16 protein-coding genes and 4 pseudogenes are annotated in these 15,448 nt (G+C 62.6%); 13 read left to right on the forward strand and 7 right to left on the reverse strand.

What is annotated here, in order from left to right; translation table 11 throughout:
• Positions 1-105 precede the first annotated feature (105 nt).
• The 7 genes from ASE60_RS16710 to ASE60_RS16740 all read left to right on the forward strand — a co-directional run bounded on the left by ASE60_RS16710 (position 106) and on the right by ASE60_RS16740 (position 6,414).
• Positions 106-1,002: a LysR family transcriptional regulator gene (locus tag ASE60_RS16710; RefSeq protein ID WP_057251679.1), complete on the forward strand. Its 897-nt coding sequence runs from the start codon at positions 106-108 to the stop codon at positions 1,000-1,002.
• Positions 1,003-1,183: 181 nt separating this feature from the next.
• Positions 1,184-1,978: a DUF899 domain-containing protein gene (locus ASE60_RS16715; RefSeq protein ID WP_057251680.1), complete on the forward strand. Its 795-nt coding sequence runs from the start codon at positions 1,184-1,186 to the stop codon at positions 1,976-1,978.
• Positions 1,975-2,244, forward strand: coding sequence for a hypothetical protein (locus ASE60_RS16720; protein WP_057251681.1), 270 nt, complete (start codon positions 1,975-1,977; stop codon positions 2,242-2,244). Before ASE60_RS16715 ends, ASE60_RS16720 begins: the two co-directional genes overlap by 4 nt.
• A gap of 302 nt (positions 2,245-2,546) precedes the next feature.
• On the forward strand, positions 2,547-2,900 hold the full coding sequence (locus ASE60_RS16725) for a hypothetical protein (RefSeq protein WP_057251682.1): 354 nt from the start codon (positions 2,547-2,549) through the stop codon (positions 2,898-2,900).
• A 155-nt stretch (positions 2,901-3,055) separates the two neighbouring features.
• Positions 3,056-3,376: a FliM/FliN family flagellar motor C-terminal domain-containing protein gene (locus ASE60_RS16730; protein WP_057251683.1), complete on the forward strand. Its 321-nt coding sequence runs from the start codon at positions 3,056-3,058 to the stop codon at positions 3,374-3,376.
• Between the two features lie 266 nt (positions 3,377-3,642).
• Positions 3,643-5,409, forward strand: a complete 1,767-nt coding sequence (locus ASE60_RS16735) for a penicillin-binding protein 2 (RefSeq protein WP_057251684.1) — start codon at positions 3,643-3,645, stop codon at positions 5,407-5,409.
• A gap of 237 nt (positions 5,410-5,646) precedes the next feature.
• Complete coding sequence (locus ASE60_RS16740; protein WP_057251685.1) at positions 5,647-6,414, forward strand: 3-hydroxyacyl-CoA dehydrogenase; 768 nt, start codon at positions 5,647-5,649, stop codon at positions 6,412-6,414.
• Positions 6,415-6,480: 66 nt separating this feature from the next.
• Here the strand turns inward: ASE60_RS16740 and ASE60_RS16745 are convergent, their stop codons facing one another.
• Positions 6,481-7,092 (reverse strand): metalloregulator ArsR/SmtB family transcription factor, encoded by a 612-nt coding sequence (locus ASE60_RS16745; RefSeq protein ID WP_082615899.1) that lies wholly within the window; start codon positions 7,090-7,092, stop codon positions 6,481-6,483.
• 223 nt (positions 7,093-7,315) lie between these two features.
• Here ASE60_RS16745 and ASE60_RS35715 point away from each other — a divergent pair.
• Positions 7,316-7,465 (forward strand): annotated as a pseudogene (locus tag ASE60_RS35715) (superoxide dismutase); the annotation flags it as partial.
• A 98-nt stretch (positions 7,466-7,563) separates the two neighbouring features.
• Here the strand turns inward: ASE60_RS35715 and ASE60_RS34640 are convergent.
• Positions 7,564-8,136, reverse strand: a pseudogene (locus tag ASE60_RS34640) (fumarylacetoacetate hydrolase); the annotation flags it as partial.
• A gap of 254 nt (positions 8,137-8,390) precedes the next feature.
• Here ASE60_RS34640 and ASE60_RS16755 point away from each other — a divergent pair.
• Positions 8,391-8,861: a hypothetical protein gene (locus ASE60_RS16755; protein ID WP_057251687.1), complete on the forward strand. Its 471-nt coding sequence runs from the start codon at positions 8,391-8,393 to the stop codon at positions 8,859-8,861.
• 77 nt (positions 8,862-8,938) lie between these two features.
• Here the strand turns inward: ASE60_RS16755 and ASE60_RS16760 are convergent, their stop codons facing one another.
• Complete coding sequence (locus ASE60_RS16760; RefSeq protein ID WP_057251688.1) at positions 8,939-9,559, reverse strand: TetR/AcrR family transcriptional regulator; 621 nt, start codon at positions 9,557-9,559, stop codon at positions 8,939-8,941.
• Positions 9,560-9,651: 92 nt separating this feature from the next.
• Between ASE60_RS16760 and ASE60_RS16765 the strand changes: the two genes are divergently transcribed.
• Entirely contained in the window at positions 9,652-10,404 is a 753-nt protein-coding gene (locus tag ASE60_RS16765; RefSeq protein ID WP_057251689.1) for a 3-oxoacyl-ACP reductase family protein, read from the forward strand.
• Between the two features lie 146 nt (positions 10,405-10,550).
• On the opposite strand, the pseudogene ASE60_RS16770 reads toward ASE60_RS16765, so the two are convergent.
• A pseudogene (locus ASE60_RS16770) lies at positions 10,551-11,090 on the reverse strand (FAD-binding oxidoreductase); the annotation flags it as partial.
• On the opposite strand from ASE60_RS16770, the pseudogene ASE60_RS16775 reads away from it, so the two are divergent.
• The 3 genes and pseudogenes from ASE60_RS16775 to ASE60_RS16785 all read left to right on the forward strand — a co-directional run.
• Positions 11,090-11,392: pseudogene (locus tag ASE60_RS16775) on the forward strand (Fe-Mn family superoxide dismutase); the annotation flags it as partial. The pseudogenes ASE60_RS16770 and ASE60_RS16775 overlap by 1 nt on opposite strands.
• Before the next feature lie 153 nt (positions 11,393-11,545).
• Complete coding sequence (locus ASE60_RS16780) at positions 11,546-12,142, forward strand: flavin reductase family protein (RefSeq protein WP_082615901.1); 597 nt, start codon at positions 11,546-11,548, stop codon at positions 12,140-12,142.
• Positions 12,143-12,172: 30 nt separating this feature from the next.
• The gene (locus tag ASE60_RS16785) at positions 12,173-12,505 is read left to right on the forward strand and encodes a tetratricopeptide repeat protein (RefSeq protein WP_057251690.1); all 333 of its coding nucleotides are present in this window, start codon (positions 12,173-12,175) and stop codon (positions 12,503-12,505) included.
• A gap of 70 nt (positions 12,506-12,575) precedes the next feature.
• Here ASE60_RS16785 and ASE60_RS16790 read toward each other — a convergent pair whose 3' ends face one another.
• The 3 genes from ASE60_RS16790 to ASE60_RS16800 all read right to left on the reverse strand — a co-directional run bounded on the left by ASE60_RS16790 (position 12,576) and on the right by ASE60_RS16800 (position 15,438).
• Positions 12,576-13,856, reverse strand: a complete 1,281-nt coding sequence (locus tag ASE60_RS16790) for a TRAP transporter large permease (RefSeq protein WP_057251691.1) — start codon at positions 13,854-13,856, stop codon at positions 12,576-12,578.
• On the reverse strand, positions 13,857-14,378 hold the full coding sequence (locus tag ASE60_RS16795; RefSeq protein WP_057251692.1) for a TRAP transporter small permease: 522 nt from the start codon (positions 14,376-14,378) through the stop codon (positions 13,857-13,859).
• Positions 14,379-14,460: 82 nt separating this feature from the next.
• Positions 14,461-15,438 carry a TRAP transporter substrate-binding protein gene (locus ASE60_RS16800; RefSeq protein WP_057251693.1) on the reverse strand — a complete coding sequence of 326 codons (978 nt, stop codon included), beginning with the start codon at positions 15,436-15,438 and terminating at the stop codon, positions 14,461-14,463.
• Positions 15,439-15,448: the final 10 nt, after the last annotated feature.

Here is a 15,448-nt window from a genome sequence, read left to right on the forward strand (position 1 = left end):
TTTTTCTGCATTGCCTGAACATCAGGAAGCTGAGCTCACTTTATTGCTGGCGGCATCGCGAATAATCAGCGATATGGAGAATAGATATTTTACTCTGGAGAAATTATGGATCTGCTGGCGGCCATGCGGGCGTTTCGGCGCGTCGTCGAGCTTCAAAGCTTCAACAGGGCGGCCGAAGAGCTCAGACAATCGAATGCGTCGATCAGCAAGCAGATCCGGCAACTCGAGCAACGCCTCGGCACCGTGCTCATTCTGCGCACCACCCGGCGCATGAGCCTCTCGGAGACCGGGCGTGGTTATTTCGCCGAGTGCTGCAGGCTCCTCGACGAACTCGACCAGTTGGAGCGTTCGACATCGGGCGAGGCCGGAGAGATCAATAGCCGGCTGCGGATCAACGCCCCCCTCTCCTTCGGGCTGACGGTCCTTGCGCCGATGCTCGCCCGCTTCATGGCGCTGCATCCGCAGTTGAAGGTCGACATGACGCTCGACGATCATGTACTCGACGTCGTCTCGGAGGGGTTCGATGTCTCGATCCGCGTGCGCGCAGCACTTGCGGATTCATCACTGATTGCCAAGCGGCTCGGCGAGGTCGAACAAATCATCTGCGCCGCGCCCGCCTATCTGTCGGCCAGGGGTACGCCGGCAAGCGTGAGCGAGCTCAAGAACCACGATTGCCTCAGCTACCGGCTCGCCGACCAGCCGGGAAGCTGGATCGTGGAAGGTCCCGACGGCGGGTCGAGCATCGAACTGCCAGCACGCTTCGTCGTCGACAACAGCCTGATGCTGAGCGAGATGGTCCAGGCCGGCATCGGTATCGGCGCCTTGCCATCCTTCATCGCCAACCCGCTGCTCGCCCAAGGCAAGCTCGTGCGGATTCTGCCGCAACACAAACTTGCTGAGCGCGGCATCTATATCGTCTATCCAACCAATCGATTGCTGCTGCCGAAGGTAAGGGCGTTTGCCGATTTCTTCGCCGGCGAGATCCGGCTGGCCGGGTTCTAGGGCGGAAGGTCGCCGGCCCACACGCCCCCATCGCGCCGCCCGAATGAATACCGTCACAGTTGTTACTCCCGCCATTTGATCCGCGGTGCCAAACTACCCTCGATGACGGCACGATAACCTGCATCCCGGCGCTCCGGCCCGCGCGACGCAGGCTTCGTCTAAAACGAGGAGATTGAAAGCCATGACCAAGACAGTCGAGAATGGGCAGGCAACCGACCAGCCAGCCATGCAGAAGCCGCAGGTGGTCTCGCAACAGGCCTGGGAAGAGGCACGCCAGAACCTGCTCGTCAGGGAGAAAGCACACACGCATGCTCGCGATGCGCTTGCTGCGGAGCGCCGGCGCATGCCGTGGATGGCGGTCACGAAGGAATATGTCTTCGAGGGCCCCGAGGGCAAGGAAAGCTTGCTTGACCTCTTTGCCGGCCGGCATCAGTTGATCGTCTACCGCGCCTTCTACGAGCCGGGCGTCTATGGCTGGCCCGAGCATGCCTGCCGCGGCTGCTCCATGGTCGCCGACCAGGTTGCCCACCTTGCCCATCTCAACGCCCGTGACACCACTCTGGTCTTCGCGTCGCGGGCGCCGCAGGCCGATATTGCCAGGCTGAAGGCGCGCATGGGCTGGACGATGCCCTGGTATACCATCACCGACAGCTTCGACCTCGATTTCGGCGTCGACGAGTGGCACGGCCACAACGTGTTCTTCCGCGACGGCGATCGGCTGTTTCGTACCTACTTCATCAACAACCGCGGTGACGAGCAGATGGGCGGCACCTGGAACTATCTCGACATCACCCCGCTCGGCCGACAGGAAGTCTGGGAGGACTCTCCCGAAGGCTATCCCCAGACGCCGACCTACAAGTGGTGGAACTGGAACGACAGCTATGTCGAAGGCGCCGCTCCCGATCGGCGCTGGGTCGAGGTCTCGGACGCGGGCGAGGCAGCGATGCGAAACCAGGACGCGGGCTCGGTGCGATGAGCGCGAGCCTCTCTGCGAGCGCGCGGGAGGTCCACCGGACGGCAGCACGGAGGGCGGCCGATGGGCTCGCCCTCGCAGCGTCGCCGACCTTCGCGCTCATGGCGATTTCGACCGGCGCATGGGGCGCCGACGTCGGGCAGATGTTATGTGCCGGCGAGCAGGGACTGCAGTTCGGCGGGATGACCGTGATGTACATCTTCATGAGCGTCTTCCACCTGACCCCATGGTTACGGCTTCTCCAAACCGGCAAGCGCGAAGCAGCCTAGAGGAGGCCGGTCGACATATCCCCCGGACAAGGCATCTCATCGGCCCTACTTGAAGGCGAAGTGGGGCCAATGTTGCAGACACTCAAAAGGTGTGGAAACGACCGGGACCATATGTCCCTGATATCGGCGAATGGGCATGCTGTTGATTCTGAGAGGTCGTGACCTCTTTGGATTGAAGCGGGGAACGGCTTCCGCAAAGCAGATCCGGCCGCCCACCAACAGCATTGTCTGTAATGGCTGCCGCTTAATGCCGCGCGAAAACGGTTCCGATAGCAGTATTTGATCGAATCGGGATAACGAACTTGAGTGTTGCAACACCTCAGCCGACGCCAACACGTTTCAAGCTGCGCCTGGTGCCATCGCTGGTCGGCGCCCTCCTCTGCGCCGCCGCCCTTGCGTCGTCGCTATACTATCTGGTTGGTCCCCAAAACATTTCCTCGGAAGTGGCGGCGATCGATCCGTCAGGGGCTCCGACAGGAGCAGGCGCTTCCCCGAACCAGCCGAGCTTCGAGATCCTTTACAGCAACGGTGATCAGGGTCTGATGGTTTACGAGGGCTACGTCTATGTCGTGCGACTCGGCGACAAGTTGCCGAACGGCCGTCGCATGATCGGTTTCCAAAAACGGGACGGAAACTGGAACGCGGTGACGCTTTGAGGCCTTCTGCTGGCCGCGCGTTGTGGATGTTAACTGTTTGTTAACGCTCGCTTGCGAGGCAGGAGGAACCCCCATTTAGCCACGGTTGCCACCCAGGGCGAACTGGCGCAACTCTTTGTTAAAGAGTCGTGAATCAGTGCTTTGGATGGTGCAGAATGATTAACAAGAAGCTACAGGATGAACTGGTCGAGCTCGATGAGAGACCTGCGCTCGAGAGCCGCTCGGTGATGAGCGAACGGGCGGTCCAGGGCATCCCGCTCGCGATCGAGGCGGTCATCGGTCGCGCCAGGCTGACGGTCTCTCAGATTTCGAAACTCCACCCTGATGATACGATCCATCTCGACCGCGATTTCGGCGATCCGGTCGAACTCAAGGTCAACGGCATGGTCATCGGCCGAGGGGAAATCGTCTATGACGAATCCAGCAACGCCGTCGGCATCAGGATCATCGATATATCGCCGATCGCGCAGCGCTAGTTTCAAGTTCGCGCCTTCCGCGCCGGAGAGACGCGCAGGCCCTTTTCTTCCGGCATTGATCCGGTCTCCACGCGGTTCCGTCGATTGCCTGTGGATCAACAACCAGAACGCGCAAGAGTTAATAGGTTGTTAGGACATACCGAACAATTTTAGCCGCACAGGCAAAGCCTATCCTCTTTTAATTCGCGTCCGAGAGCCTTCTTCGGTGTGCCGGCTGGCAGACCGATCCCATAGCTTCGGGTGGCTTAGATCTGGATGCGTTCGGAATGACATTGATCTCTCTCGCCGTCCGGCTGAAAAGCCGGGCACATTTTTCCCTGAAACGAAACGTCAGTGGCAAAAGCGGAGCGGTCGTCGGCATCACCTTGGGCCGGAGAACGCAGGCAAGGCAACGGCTTGGCATCATCATCGCCGGCTTTGCCGTGATCTTTCTGGTGATCATGGGGCGACTGGTCCAGTACGGACTGGAAAGACCTGTCGAGACGGCGTGGATCAACTACACCAACCACGCTGTGGCCTCCCGCCCTGACATCGTCGATCGGCATGGAGAACTGCTGGCGACCGACGTCAACATGGTGTCGCTCTATGCCGAACCACGAACGATCGTCGATGCGGACGAAGTCGTCGAGAAGCTCGCGACCGTCATTCCCAATCTCGACTGGCGCGATACGCACCGGAAGCTGCGATCCGGCACCGCCTTCCAGTGGTTGCGGCGACAGCTCACGCCGCGCCAGCAGGCAGACATATTGGCACTCGGCATTCCCGGCATCGGCTTCCGGCCGGAAAAGCGGCGCTTTTATCCGGGCGGATCGACGGCCTCGCATATCCTCGGGCATGTCAACGTCGACAATCAGGGCCTGCAGGGCATGGAGCGCTACATCGATCAGCAAGGACTTGCCGATCTCCGGGCGGCGGGATTGACCGGCAACACCCCGCTCGAGCCGGTCAAGCTCTCGATCGACCTTCGCGTTCAGAGCATCGTTCGGGAAGCGGTTGCGCGCGCCATGATCGACTACCAGGCGGAAGCCGCCGGTGCCGTGGTCTTAGATGTGGAGACGGGAGAAGTTATCGCGATGGCTTCGGTGCCCGACTACGATCCGAACCAGCCTTCGCGCACGCTGCCGGATGGCAATATCGACAAGGAATACGAAAAGGGCTGGTTCAACCGGATGAGCAATGCGACGTTCGAGATGGGCTCGACGTTCAAAAGCTTCACCCTGGCAATGGGACTGGACGCCGGCAAGATCAGCCTCAACTCCGTGGTCGATGCATCGCGCCCCATCCGCATGGGCGGCTTCACCATCAAGGATTTTCGCGGCAAGTATCGCCCCCTCACCATTCCCGAGGTCTTTCAGTATTCATCCAATATCGGAACCGCCGCGGTCGCCGATATGGTTGGCATCGAGGGACATCAGACCTTTCTCACCAGGCTTTGGCTTCTTTCCAGGATGGAGACCGAGCTGCCGGGTGTCGCAACGCCCACGCAGCCCCGGAGCTGGAAGAAGATCAATTCGGTGACCATATCCTTCGGACACGGCGTTGCGACCACGCCGCTGCAAACCGCGGTCGCCGCGGCCGCTCTGCTGAACGGCGGCACCCTGATCTCTCCGACGTTCCTTCCGCGATCCCCCGAGACGGCGAAGGCACAGGCTCAGCAAGTCCTGCAGCCGACGACGAGCGCCGACATGCGCTACCTTTACAACCGCAACGGCCAGCTGGGCTCCGGCCGCCACGCCCAGGTGCCCGGCTTCCATGTCGGAGGAAAGACGGGCACAGCGGACAAGGTCATCAACGGCCGATACGCCACAAACCTCAATTTCAACGCGTTTCTCGCCGGCTTTCCCATGGACAACCCGCGCTACATCGTCCTTTCGATCGTCGATGCGCCGCTGACGGGCGAGAGAGGCGGCCGTCAGGCAGCGCACACGGCGGCGCCCGTCGTCAGAGAGATCATCAGTCGCGCCGGTTCCTTCCTCGGCGTCCAGCCCCGCTTTGGACCCGAGCGCGAACCGCATCTGGTGGCGGACTTCTAAAGCGGTTTACGGAAAGAAGGCGGTGACGCGGATCGGGAATGGACGCATCGCCGCACCCACCACCCTTGGCTTCATGCCTCGGCAAGGCTATGTCCATGTCCTACAGCGCCGCGCGTCTCGTTAGACGCGCTAAGGTCGCTGTAGCACTTTGACGTGCTGCATGTTTTTGCCCTTTGATCGGGCACGATTAAAGGAAACATGCACGAACGACACGATCCGGTACGGGAGGAGCCTCAGATGCTGATCGATGGAAAAGTCTTTATCGTGACCGGTGGCGGTTCGGGCCTCGGCGCAGCCGTCGCGCGGCGGCTGCATGGCGAGGGTGCCCGTGTGGTTCTTGCCGACGTCAACGCCGAGGCCGGACAGAAGATGGCCGAGGAACTTGGCAGCAACGCCCTCTTCCAGAAGACGGATGTCACCAACGAAGCGGATGGCGCCGCCGCCGTTGCAGCAGCTCTGGATCGCTTCGGCCATCTCCAAGGACTGGTGAACTGTGCGGGCATCGCGCCGGGCGAAAAGGTGCTCGGCCGCGACGGCCCGCATCGCCTCGAAAGCTTTTCGCGCGCGGTCGGCATCAACCTCATCGGTACGTTCAACATGCTGCGGCTCGCCTCCGAAGCAATCCAGCGGGAAGAGCCCGGCGAGGACGGCGAACGGGGCGTGATCGTCAACACCGCATCGGTTGCCGCCTTCGACGGCCAGATCGGCCAGGCGGCCTATGCCGCATCCAAAGGCGGCGTCGTCTCGATGACGTTGCCGATCGCCCGTGAGCTTGCACGCTATGGCATCCGTGTCGTCGCCATTGCACCGGGCATCTTCGAAACGCCGATGATGGCGGGCATGCCGCAGGAAGTGCAGGATTCGCTCGGCAAGAGCGTGCCCTTCCCGCAGCGCCTCGGCAAACCCGAGGAGTTTGCGGCCCTCGTGCAGCACATCTGCGAGAACCGCATGCTAAATGGCGAAGTCATCCGCCTCGACGGCGCACTGCGCATGGGCGCGCGCTGACAGGATCAGCACCGGCGCCTCGCTCGCACTCAATCGGGCGCGGCGCCAAGCCTTTACCAAGGCAGATCAGGCGGCTTGATCGACCATCCTGACGACATAGGCGCAGCGGCGGGCGCCGGCGAGGATGTGCTCGGCGCGCTCGACCTCGACCCCGGGGCCAAGCACTGCGCGGAACACGCTCAACTCCGCCCGACAGAACCCCTGGCAGCTCGTCGCGGCGGCGCAAATCGGACAATGGTTCTCGACGAACAGCAGCGTGCCGTCACCGGGATCCTCGTAAGCCGCCATATAGCCTTCCTGAGATCGCAACCGCACCAGTTCGTCCACCCGCTCGCGCAGGCTCTTCTTGTCACTCATCGCCGCGCTGTAGTTCTCCCGCGTCTCGTTCTCCCGTGCCGCGATCAGCCGATCGATCGCCGCCTCGCCGAGCGTCTGCCGGATCGTCCTCAACAGCTGGACGGTCAGCTCCGCATGCGTGTCGGGAAACTCAGCGTGTCCAAGTGCGGTCAGCCCCCAGAATTGCGACGGACGACCGACGCCTTTCGCCTCCGACCACGATAGGACGAAGCCATCCTCGGCAAGGCGGACGAGCTGCTGCCGGACGGCCTCGCCGGTAATCGTCAGACGCTTGCCCAGTGCCGCCGCCGTTTGCGGGCCATGCAGCTTCAGCGCCAGCATAATGCGCTCTCCCGGCGTGCGGCCGCTGCTTTGCTCCGGATTTAACAAGTGATCGCTTGACATATTCCCGCGCGCAGATTTACAAAGAATTGTCTTGCTAAATACACTCTCATCCATTCGCAGACAAGTGATCCGTCGAGAGTGTCCCGCCCGCAAAGGTTTGATCATGGCCTTCGAACTTCCCGCCCTTCCCTATGCACCCGCAGCACTCGCTGAAAACGGCATGAGCGCCGAGACGATCGAATTCCACCACGGCAAGCACCACCAAGCCTATGTCACGGCGCTGAACGGCTTCGTCGAGAAGGACGCATCGCTTGCCGGCCTGTCGCTCGAGGAGATCATTCGTCTCAGCCACGGCAAGGCGGAACTGGCGCCGGTCTTCAACAATGCCGGCCAACACTGGAACCATATCCTCTTCTGGAAAAGCCTTTCGCCCAAGGGTGGCCAGATCCCAGGCGCGCTCGAAAACGCAGGGTGCAGACCGACAGCGGCACCAGGGCCGACCGCCGAGAGCACCTGGGCCTTGGTGAAGACTTCGGCATCCGGGCCGATGCCCACTTCCAGATATTGCGACCAGACGCCCTCCTCCTGGAGCGCTGCCTTGACGCGGGCTGCTTCCGCCGAGCCGGGCTTCAGGTTGCGCAGGCTGTCACCGATGACGGCGGTGACGCGGCTGCGGATCGCTTCGGCGCGGGACGCATCGCCCGCCGCCCTCTCCTCGATGACGCGCTCGATCATCGAGCGCGCGAAGGTGACGCCACAGGCCTTCACTGCCTGCAGGTCCGAGGGCGCGATGAGATGGAGGGTCGATGCATCCGCTTTCCGCGCGAGACACTCTTCAAGCGAGGCAAGCCGCTCGCCGGCTACGGAGCGCACATGCGCGACCGGATCCGGGAGCTCAAGCAGGTCGCGCATCGTCGGCGTTGCCTTCGAGGTGATGTCGAACAGAGCGCCGTCGCGGATCGTGACAAGCGACGGCCCGCCGAGATCGGGACGCCAGACGCGGCCGACAAAAGTGCCCTTGCCAAACGCTGTATCGGTCATGCCGCCCATCCTCCGTGCGCACTCTATTTCTTGCAGCCGAGAAGGGAGATGTAAAGCCGACGGCAGCGCGCAAGCGTCCCTTGGGTTGTAGCGTCCGGAACATTGCATATTTTCACGCGTTTACGGTTACGCCACGCGCCCTCCGGGCGCCCTTGTCGCTTCGCGACGGCGCGAAATCCGCTGCCTACGGCTGCCCGGAAGGTTCAGGAGCAGTCGCCTGAGGCCAGGAGGACGCCAAGAAAAGGATGAACGCAATGAACCAGCACGAAGAGTTCAAGGAAAAGCCGGTGATCGATCCGGTGACAGGGCAGCCTCTGCCGCAGACGCAAGCGCAGATGAGCGATGTGCCTCCGGCCCGGTCGGGGCGCAGCAACTGGCCGATCGTCATCATCCTGCTCGCCGGTCTGGTGTTGGCGCTGATCGCCTGGCTGCCGGCTGAACTGAGCCGGGATACCGCCGATACCGCGGCACCGCCGCCGACTACGGACCAGCCGGCAACGGGTCAGGCAACTCCGGACACGACGGCACCGGGTACCGCGACACCAGGCACGACGGGTCGGGTTACTCCGCCGGCCGATAGCAGCACGGCGCCCTCTGGTGAAACGACGACCCAGCCGGCGCCCGAAGCGACGCCGCAGCAAGGCACCCCGACGCCCGAAACGCAGGGTTCGACCCCGAACTCGACGCCGGGCACAACTCCCGGCATGACCCAGCCGGCACAGTAACGGCTGACCGACGGCCTTGGCTGGAGGGCTCTCCCTCCGGCCATTGACGCTTTAAGACAAGCGCTCAGTTCGGCCGCTCAGTTCGGCTTGATCGATGCCGCGACCATGGCGTCCCAGCCGGCGGCGGCGCAGTCGGCGATCGCCATCAAGGTTTCCCGTGTTGCCCCATCGCGCGCCTCGATCGACATTCCATGCTGGAGCGAGGCGACATAGGCCGCGATTGCTGCGCACGGCGTGCCCTCAGGCAGATCGCCGTCCGCGACACCACGCTCGAACCGCCGCTCCAGTGCGACCTGCTTTTCAAGCCGGTGCACCTTCAACGCGTCACAGACCTCCGGATCCCCGCCCGCCATCTGCGGCGCCGAAAGCACGACCATGCAGCCGCGCGGTTCGCCGCCGCGGGTGAAGTTCTCGGCGGTGCGCCTCAGAAGGTCATGTACCGCCGCCTTGGCCGTTGGAGCCGTTTCCAGCTCATCCCAGATGCCGGCACCGTCCGTCCGGCCATAGAGATCGACCGCCTCGATGAAGAGCTGTGCCTTGCTGCCGAAGGCCGCGTAGAGGCTCGGCGGTTTCAGCCCCATCGCCTGGGTCAGATCGGTTAGCGACGTGTTGTCGTAGCCCTTGTCCCAGAAGAGCCGCATGGCGCTGGCGAGCGCCTCCTCTCGGGAAAAATTGCGTGGACGGCCGCGGCTCGACATGGGAGTAATTCCTTTCTGTATCGATCAATACATAAATCGCTTGACAGCGGCTGGCAAGTCGTCCCTTTATATATGTATCGATCACTACAGATATGGAGAAACCAGTGACGAGTTTGAAAAACAAGGTGGCTCTGGTGACGGGTGGTAGCCGCGGCATCGGCGCGGCGATCGCAAAACGCCTGGCGGATGAAGGCGCAGCCGTCGCGGTGACCTACAGCCAGTCCAAGGCAAAGGCTGAGGCACTGGTAGCGGAGATCACCAAGGGCGGCGGCAGGGCGCTGGCGATCCAGGCGGACAACCGCGATCCGGACGCGGTCGAGGCTGCTGTCGGCGCGGTTGCCGAGAAGCACGGCCGCATCGACATCCTCGTCAACAATGCCGGCGTGTTCGATGCCGGAACGGTGACGGAGGTGACTGCGGACGACTTTGACCGGACGATGGACGTCAATGTAAAGGCGGTGTTCCTTGCGACGCGTGCTGCAGCAGCGCACATGCCCGAGGGTGGACGCGTCATCTCGATCGGCAGCAACCTCGCCCAACGCGTTCCATGGCCCGGCATGAGCCTTTACGTGCTGAGCAAGAGTGCGCTCGTCGGCTTCACCAAGGCAGTGGCGCGCGACCTTGGACCCAAGGGCATTACCGTCAACATCGTCCATCCCGGCTCGACGGATACGGACATGAACCCTGCCGATGGCGAGCTCGCCGGTCCGCAACGCGGGCTGATGGCGATCCCGCGCTTCAACGAGGCAAGCGATGTGGCAGGTGTCGTCGCCTGGCTTGCAGGCCCCGACGGCCGCAGTGTCACCGGCGCCGAATTCACCATTGACGGTGGTACCAACGCCTGAGCCGGATTTGTCAGAAACAAACAAGGCCGGAAGCATGACTCCGGCCTTGTTCAAACATTGCCAGGCAGCCTCCCGCACCTGGCTTGTTTTCTTTGAAATGGTGCAATTCCGGGAGAAACCCGCTTCGCACTTTTCCTGGACTTGCTTTAGACGAGGAAACGCTCCGGGCGGTATGGCGCGATATCGATGACCGTCTTTTCTCCGGTCATCGCTTCCGCCAGTGCCCGTCCGGTCACCGGCCCAAGCGTCATGCCGTGATGCGCATGGCCGAAGGCCAACCACAGGCCCTCGTGGCGCGGCGCCTTGCCGATGACGGGCATCATGTCCGGTGTGCAGGGGCGCGCACCCATCCACGGCTCTTCGTCGCGGCGTTCGGCGAGCGGGAAGAATTCGCGCGCCACCCGCTCGGCGCGCGTCAATTGCACCGGTGTCTTCGGCGCGTCGCGCCAGGCAAATTCAGCGCCGGTGGTGAGGCGCACACCGCGCAGCATCGGCGCCAGGAAGTATCCCCTCTCGGCGTCGAGCACCCAGTTGTTGAGCTGAGCACCCTCCTGCATGCCATAGTGCATGTGGTAGCCGCGCTTGACCGCGAGCGGGAAATGATAGCCGAGCTTGCGGGTAACCGTGTCGGCCCAAGGACCGAGCGCCACGACGACTTCGCGGGTCTCGAGCGGGCCCTCCGGTGATCACCGAAGACTTCGGCAGCGTTCAAGGCTTCAAGGATGCCTTCAAGGCCGCCGCCACCGGCCAGTTCGGCTCCGGCTGGGCCTGGCTCGTACTCGGCCCTGACGGCAAGCTCAAGGTGACGAAGACCGCCAACGGCTCCAATCCGGTCGCAACCAACGAAGGCAAGGCCCTGCTTGGCCTCGATGTCTGGGAACATGCCTATTACATCGACTACCGCAACCGCCGACCGGACTACACCTCGAACTTCCTCGACAAGCTCGCCAACTACGAGTTTGCCGAAGCGGAATTGAAGTCCGCCTGACCAGCCGATGAGCACCGCGAGCCGGAACCGGCTCGCGGATCGGATGGTCAGAGAATTTGCGACGGCCCTCTCGCCCCCGCCTGCGCCTGGGCTTTCGCAAACCCCCGTGGCGTCTCCCCGCCGCCACGGGCTACCTCAGTTGGAACAAGACCCATGCGCCAGATATATTCGCTCTCCGTCGATATCGACGCCCACGCCGACCTGGCCGTGTCGAAACCGGAGTTCGCCGACACCCTGTCGCATCTCGCCGCCACCGTCTGCGTGGCAAGCTCCGGTAGGGGTGCCGATAGTCTCGGCCGGACCGTGACCGCCACTTTCTCGCTCTCCGCCAGCCCGCCGTCGATCGTCATTTCGATCAAGGCGGACAGTCCGCTCGCCGCGCTGATTGCCGCCGAACAGGGCTTTTCGCTCGCCATGCTGGCTGAGGGGCAGGAACTGATCGCGGATGCCTTCGCCGGCAAGATCGAAGCGTCCAAGCGTTACCTCGTCGGCATCTGGGCCGACTGGCCGAGCGGACGGCCAAGGCTTCTCGGGGCCGCCGCTGCGCTCGACTGCCTGCTCAGCGCTTCGATGCAGGTCGGGGACCACACGCTGTTCGTCGGAACAATTGTCGCAACCGAGACTTCCACCCATGCCGACCCCTTGATCTGGAGCCGCCGGCGATATCAGTCTCTCGACAGGGCGAGATCGTTGCCGGCGCCGCCGGGCAAAGGACATGCGGTCCTCGCCCCAACCAAGCCTGCGGCCTGAATCGGCGATCGTGTAGGAGGAACGCCAGCAATGCGGCAAGTGCTCGAAAAGCTCTTACAAGACGGCAAGGACGACGCCCTGCTGCGCTTCACGCTCGGCAGTATCTGCCTTCAGGAGGCGGATCTCGAAACCGCCCTTGCCCATGTCGAGCGGGCGATCGCCTTCGACCCGGATTACTCGGCAGCGTGGAAACTGCGCGGTGCCATCTTGCACAAGCTCGCCCGGTTCGAAGAGGCGATCCAGGTCTGGCGCGAGGGCCGAGCGGTCGCCGAACGGAAGGGCGATCTGCAGGCGGCAAAGGAGATCGGCGTTTTCCTGAAGCGCTTGGAGCGACAATGCATCGCTGCCAACAGGAACGATTAGCCGAGCCATCGTGAGAGTGGATCGGGCCCGGCAGGAATGCCGAGCCCGATTACGACCACGAATGGTCAACTCACTTGAAGACCGACGGTAGCCAGAGCGACAGGGCCGGGATGTAGGTGACCGCCATCAGCACCGCGATGCTGGCGCCGAAGAACGGCCAGATGGTGCGCATCGCCTCGCGAATGGAAATCCCGCCGACCGCACAGCCGACGAAGAGCACCGTACCGACCGGTGGCGTGTTGAGCCCTATGCCGGCGTTGAGGATCATCACCACACCGAAATGCACCGGATCAATGCCGAAGGCCTTCACCACCGGCAGGAGCACCGGCGTGCAGATGATCACCATCGGCGCCATGTCCATGAAGGTGCCAAGGAACAGCAGGATGATGTTGATGACAAGCAGCACGATGATCGGGTTTTCCGAGATCGCGCTGATCGCGCTGATCATCAGCGCCTGCACCTGCAGGAACGCCATCAGCCAGCCGAAGGACGCCGCCATGCCGATGACCAGAAGCACCATCGCGGTGGTGCGCACCGCCCCCATCACCGCCTCGACGAAGCCGGCCCAATCCAGCTCGCGGTAAACCAGCATGGCGACGAGGAAAGCATAGAGCACGGCGATGCAAGAGCTCTCGGTGGCGGTGAAGACACCGGAGCGTACGCCGCCGAAAATGATGCCGATCAGCACGATACCGGGGAACGAGGCGAGCAGATAATAGAAGACCTTGGAAAATCCCGGAAACGGCTCGGCCGGATAGCCTCTGCGCCTTGCAACGATATAGGCCGTCACCATCAGCGAAAGCGCAAGCAGCAGGCCGGGAATGATGCCGGCGGTAAAGAGATCGGCGACGGAGACATTGCCGCCCGCCGCGATCGAATAAAGGATCATGTTGTGCGACGGCGGCACCATCAGCGCGATGATCGCCGCGTTGACCGTGACGTTGACGGCATAGTCGCGGTCATAGCCGCGCTTTGCCATTTGCGGGATCATCAGGCCGCCGACCGCCGAGGCATCCGCCACTGCCGAGCCGGAGATGCCGCCGAAGAGTGTCGAGGCGACGATGTTGACCTGGCCGAGACCACCGCGAAGGTGCCCGACGAGGCCGGCGGCAAACTGGATCAGCCGGTTGGCAATGCCACCGCGCACCATCAGGTCGCCGGCAAAGATGAAGAACGGGATCGCCATCATGGCGAAGATGTTCATGCCGGAATTCAACTGCTGGAACACCACCACCGGCGGCAGGCCGAGATAGAGAACGGTGGCGAACGAGGCGATGCCGAGGCAAAACGCGATCGGCGTGCCGATGAACATCAAGAGGGTGAAGACCCCGAAGAGGATAGTGTAAGCCATTCAGGCCATCTCCTGCACGACGACATCTGCGGCGACATCGACACCCAGAACCAGATCGATCAAACGCTCGGCGGCAAACAGGGCAATCATCACACCGCCGACAATGAGCGGAAAAAAGTCGACCCCTCCCGGCCAGCCGAGAACGGGAATGGTGGCCGTCCAAGTGCCGACGCAAAGAAGCAGGCCATAATAGGCCATGGAAGCGCCGAAGATGACGATCAGACCAAGGCTCATCAGGTCCATGGCCATTTGCACCGAAGGCTTCATCACATGACGGATGACATCGAGCCCGAGATGCACGCTTTCGCGCACGCCCACCGCGGCACCGAGCATGATGAACCAGGCCATGAGATGGAGGGCCAAGGGTTCAGACCAGCTTGGCGAGTCGTTCAAGATGTAGCGGGCAAAGACCTGCCAGCCGACGATCAACGTCATGGCGACCATGCCGGTACCGGCGATATAGAGCGACGCGCGGCTTAGCGCTCCGAGAACCGGGCGCATCGCCCGCATGAAACGACGCATGTCTCTTCCTCCTCCGCAAAAGCGATCCAATGGACAGTTGCGAAGGCCGGCTCCACTCTCGGAGCCGGCCCGCCGTCTGCTGTCACTTGACCGCCTTCACCCGCTCGAGAAGGTCCTTGAGTTTCGGGTCGCTGACGAACTGGTCGTAGACCGGCCCCATGGCGGCGGCGAACTCTTCCTTGTTGACCTTGATGACGTTTGCACCGGCGGCGCGAACCTTCTCTTCCGAGACTTTTTCGCGCGCGCTCCACAATTCGCGCATCTTGCCGACGGAATCCTTCGCCGCCTGGCGGATCAGGCCCTGGTCATCGGCGGAGAGCTTGTCCCAGCTCATCTTGGAGATCACCAGGATTTCCGGATTGAGAGAATGTTCGGTGAGCGAGTAGTTCTTGGCCACCTCGAAATGACGGGCGGATTCGTAGGACGGCCAATTGTTCTCGGCACCGTCGACGACACCGGTCTCGAGCGACGAGTAAACCTCGCCCATCGGCATCGGCGTCGGGTTGGCGCCGAAGGCCTGCATCATCGCGATCCAGAGATCAGACTGCTGCACGCGGATCTTCAGCCCCTTGAGATCGGCCAGTTTCTCGATCGGCTTTTTGGTCGTGTAGAAGGAACGGGCGCCGGAATCGTAGAAGGCGAGACCGATCAGACCGTGCGGCTCGAAAGCGGCGAGAACCTCCTCGCCGATCGGGCCGTCGACCGTCTTGTGCATGTGCTCGGTCGAGCGGAACAGGAATGGCATGCCAAGGACCATCGTCTCCTTGACGAGGTTGTTGAAGGGCGCCGCATTGACCCGGTTCATGTCGATGACGCCGAAGCGGGTCTGCTCGATCGTGTCCTTCTCGCCACCGAGCACGCCGTTGTTCATGACCTCGATCTTGATCCGGCCGTTGCTGCGCTCGGACAGCAGCTGCCCCATGTACTTCACGGCCTCAACCGTCGGATAGCCGTCCGGGTGGATGTCCGCCGAACGCAAGGTGATTTCCTGCGCCTGCACCGCTGTGCCGGCAAACGCCAGCCCCATTGCGACGCAAAGCATGCCTGCAATTTTCTTCATGTTTTCCTCC

Source organism: Ensifer sp. Root278, assembly GCF_001429285.1.
Lineage (GTDB): Bacteria > Pseudomonadota > Alphaproteobacteria > Rhizobiales > Rhizobiaceae > Ensifer.

Bases quoted from the DNA above. Each gene is read 5' to 3' on its own strand.
- ASE60_RS16710 (WP_057251679.1), top strand. From the start codon at position 106: ATGGATCTGCTGGCGGCCATGCGGGCGTTTCGGCGCGTCGTCGAGCTT.
- ASE60_RS16715 (WP_057251680.1), top strand. From the start codon at position 1,184: ATGACCAAGACAGTCGAGAATGGGCAGGCAACCGACCAGCCAGCCATG.
- ASE60_RS16720 (WP_057251681.1), top strand. From the start codon at position 1,975: ATGAGCGCGAGCCTCTCTGCGAGCGCGCGGGAGGTCCACCGGACGGCA.
- ASE60_RS16730 (WP_057251683.1), top strand. From the start codon at position 3,056: ATGATTAACAAGAAGCTACAGGATGAACTGGTCGAGCTCGATGAGAGA.
- ASE60_RS16735 (WP_057251684.1), top strand. From the start codon at position 3,643: ATGACATTGATCTCTCTCGCCGTCCGGCTGAAAAGCCGGGCACATTTT.
- ASE60_RS16740 (WP_057251685.1), top strand. From the start codon at position 5,647: ATGCTGATCGATGGAAAAGTCTTTATCGTGACCGGTGGCGGTTCGGGC.
- ASE60_RS16745 (WP_082615899.1), bottom strand. From the start codon at position 7,092: ATGCTGGCGCTGAAGCTGCATGGCCCGCAAACGGCGGCGGCACTGGGC.
- ASE60_RS16755 (WP_057251687.1), top strand. From the start codon at position 8,391: ATGAACCAGCACGAAGAGTTCAAGGAAAAGCCGGTGATCGATCCGGTG.
- ASE60_RS16760 (WP_057251688.1), bottom strand. From the start codon at position 9,559: ATGTCGAGCCGCGGCCGTCCACGCAATTTTTCCCGAGAGGAGGCGCTC.
- ASE60_RS16765 (WP_057251689.1), top strand. From the start codon at position 9,652: ATGGAGAAACCAGTGACGAGTTTGAAAAACAAGGTGGCTCTGGTGACG.
- ASE60_RS16780 (WP_082615901.1), top strand. From the start codon at position 11,546: ATGCGCCAGATATATTCGCTCTCCGTCGATATCGACGCCCACGCCGAC.
- ASE60_RS16785 (WP_057251690.1), top strand. From the start codon at position 12,173: ATGCGGCAAGTGCTCGAAAAGCTCTTACAAGACGGCAAGGACGACGCC.
- ASE60_RS16790 (WP_057251691.1), bottom strand. From the start codon at position 13,856: ATGGCTTACACTATCCTCTTCGGGGTCTTCACCCTCTTGATGTTCATC.
- ASE60_RS16795 (WP_057251692.1), bottom strand. From the start codon at position 14,378: ATGCGTCGTTTCATGCGGGCGATGCGCCCGGTTCTCGGAGCGCTAAGC.
- ASE60_RS16800 (WP_057251693.1), bottom strand. From the start codon at position 15,438: ATGAAGAAAATTGCAGGCATGCTTTGCGTCGCAATGGGGCTGGCGTTT.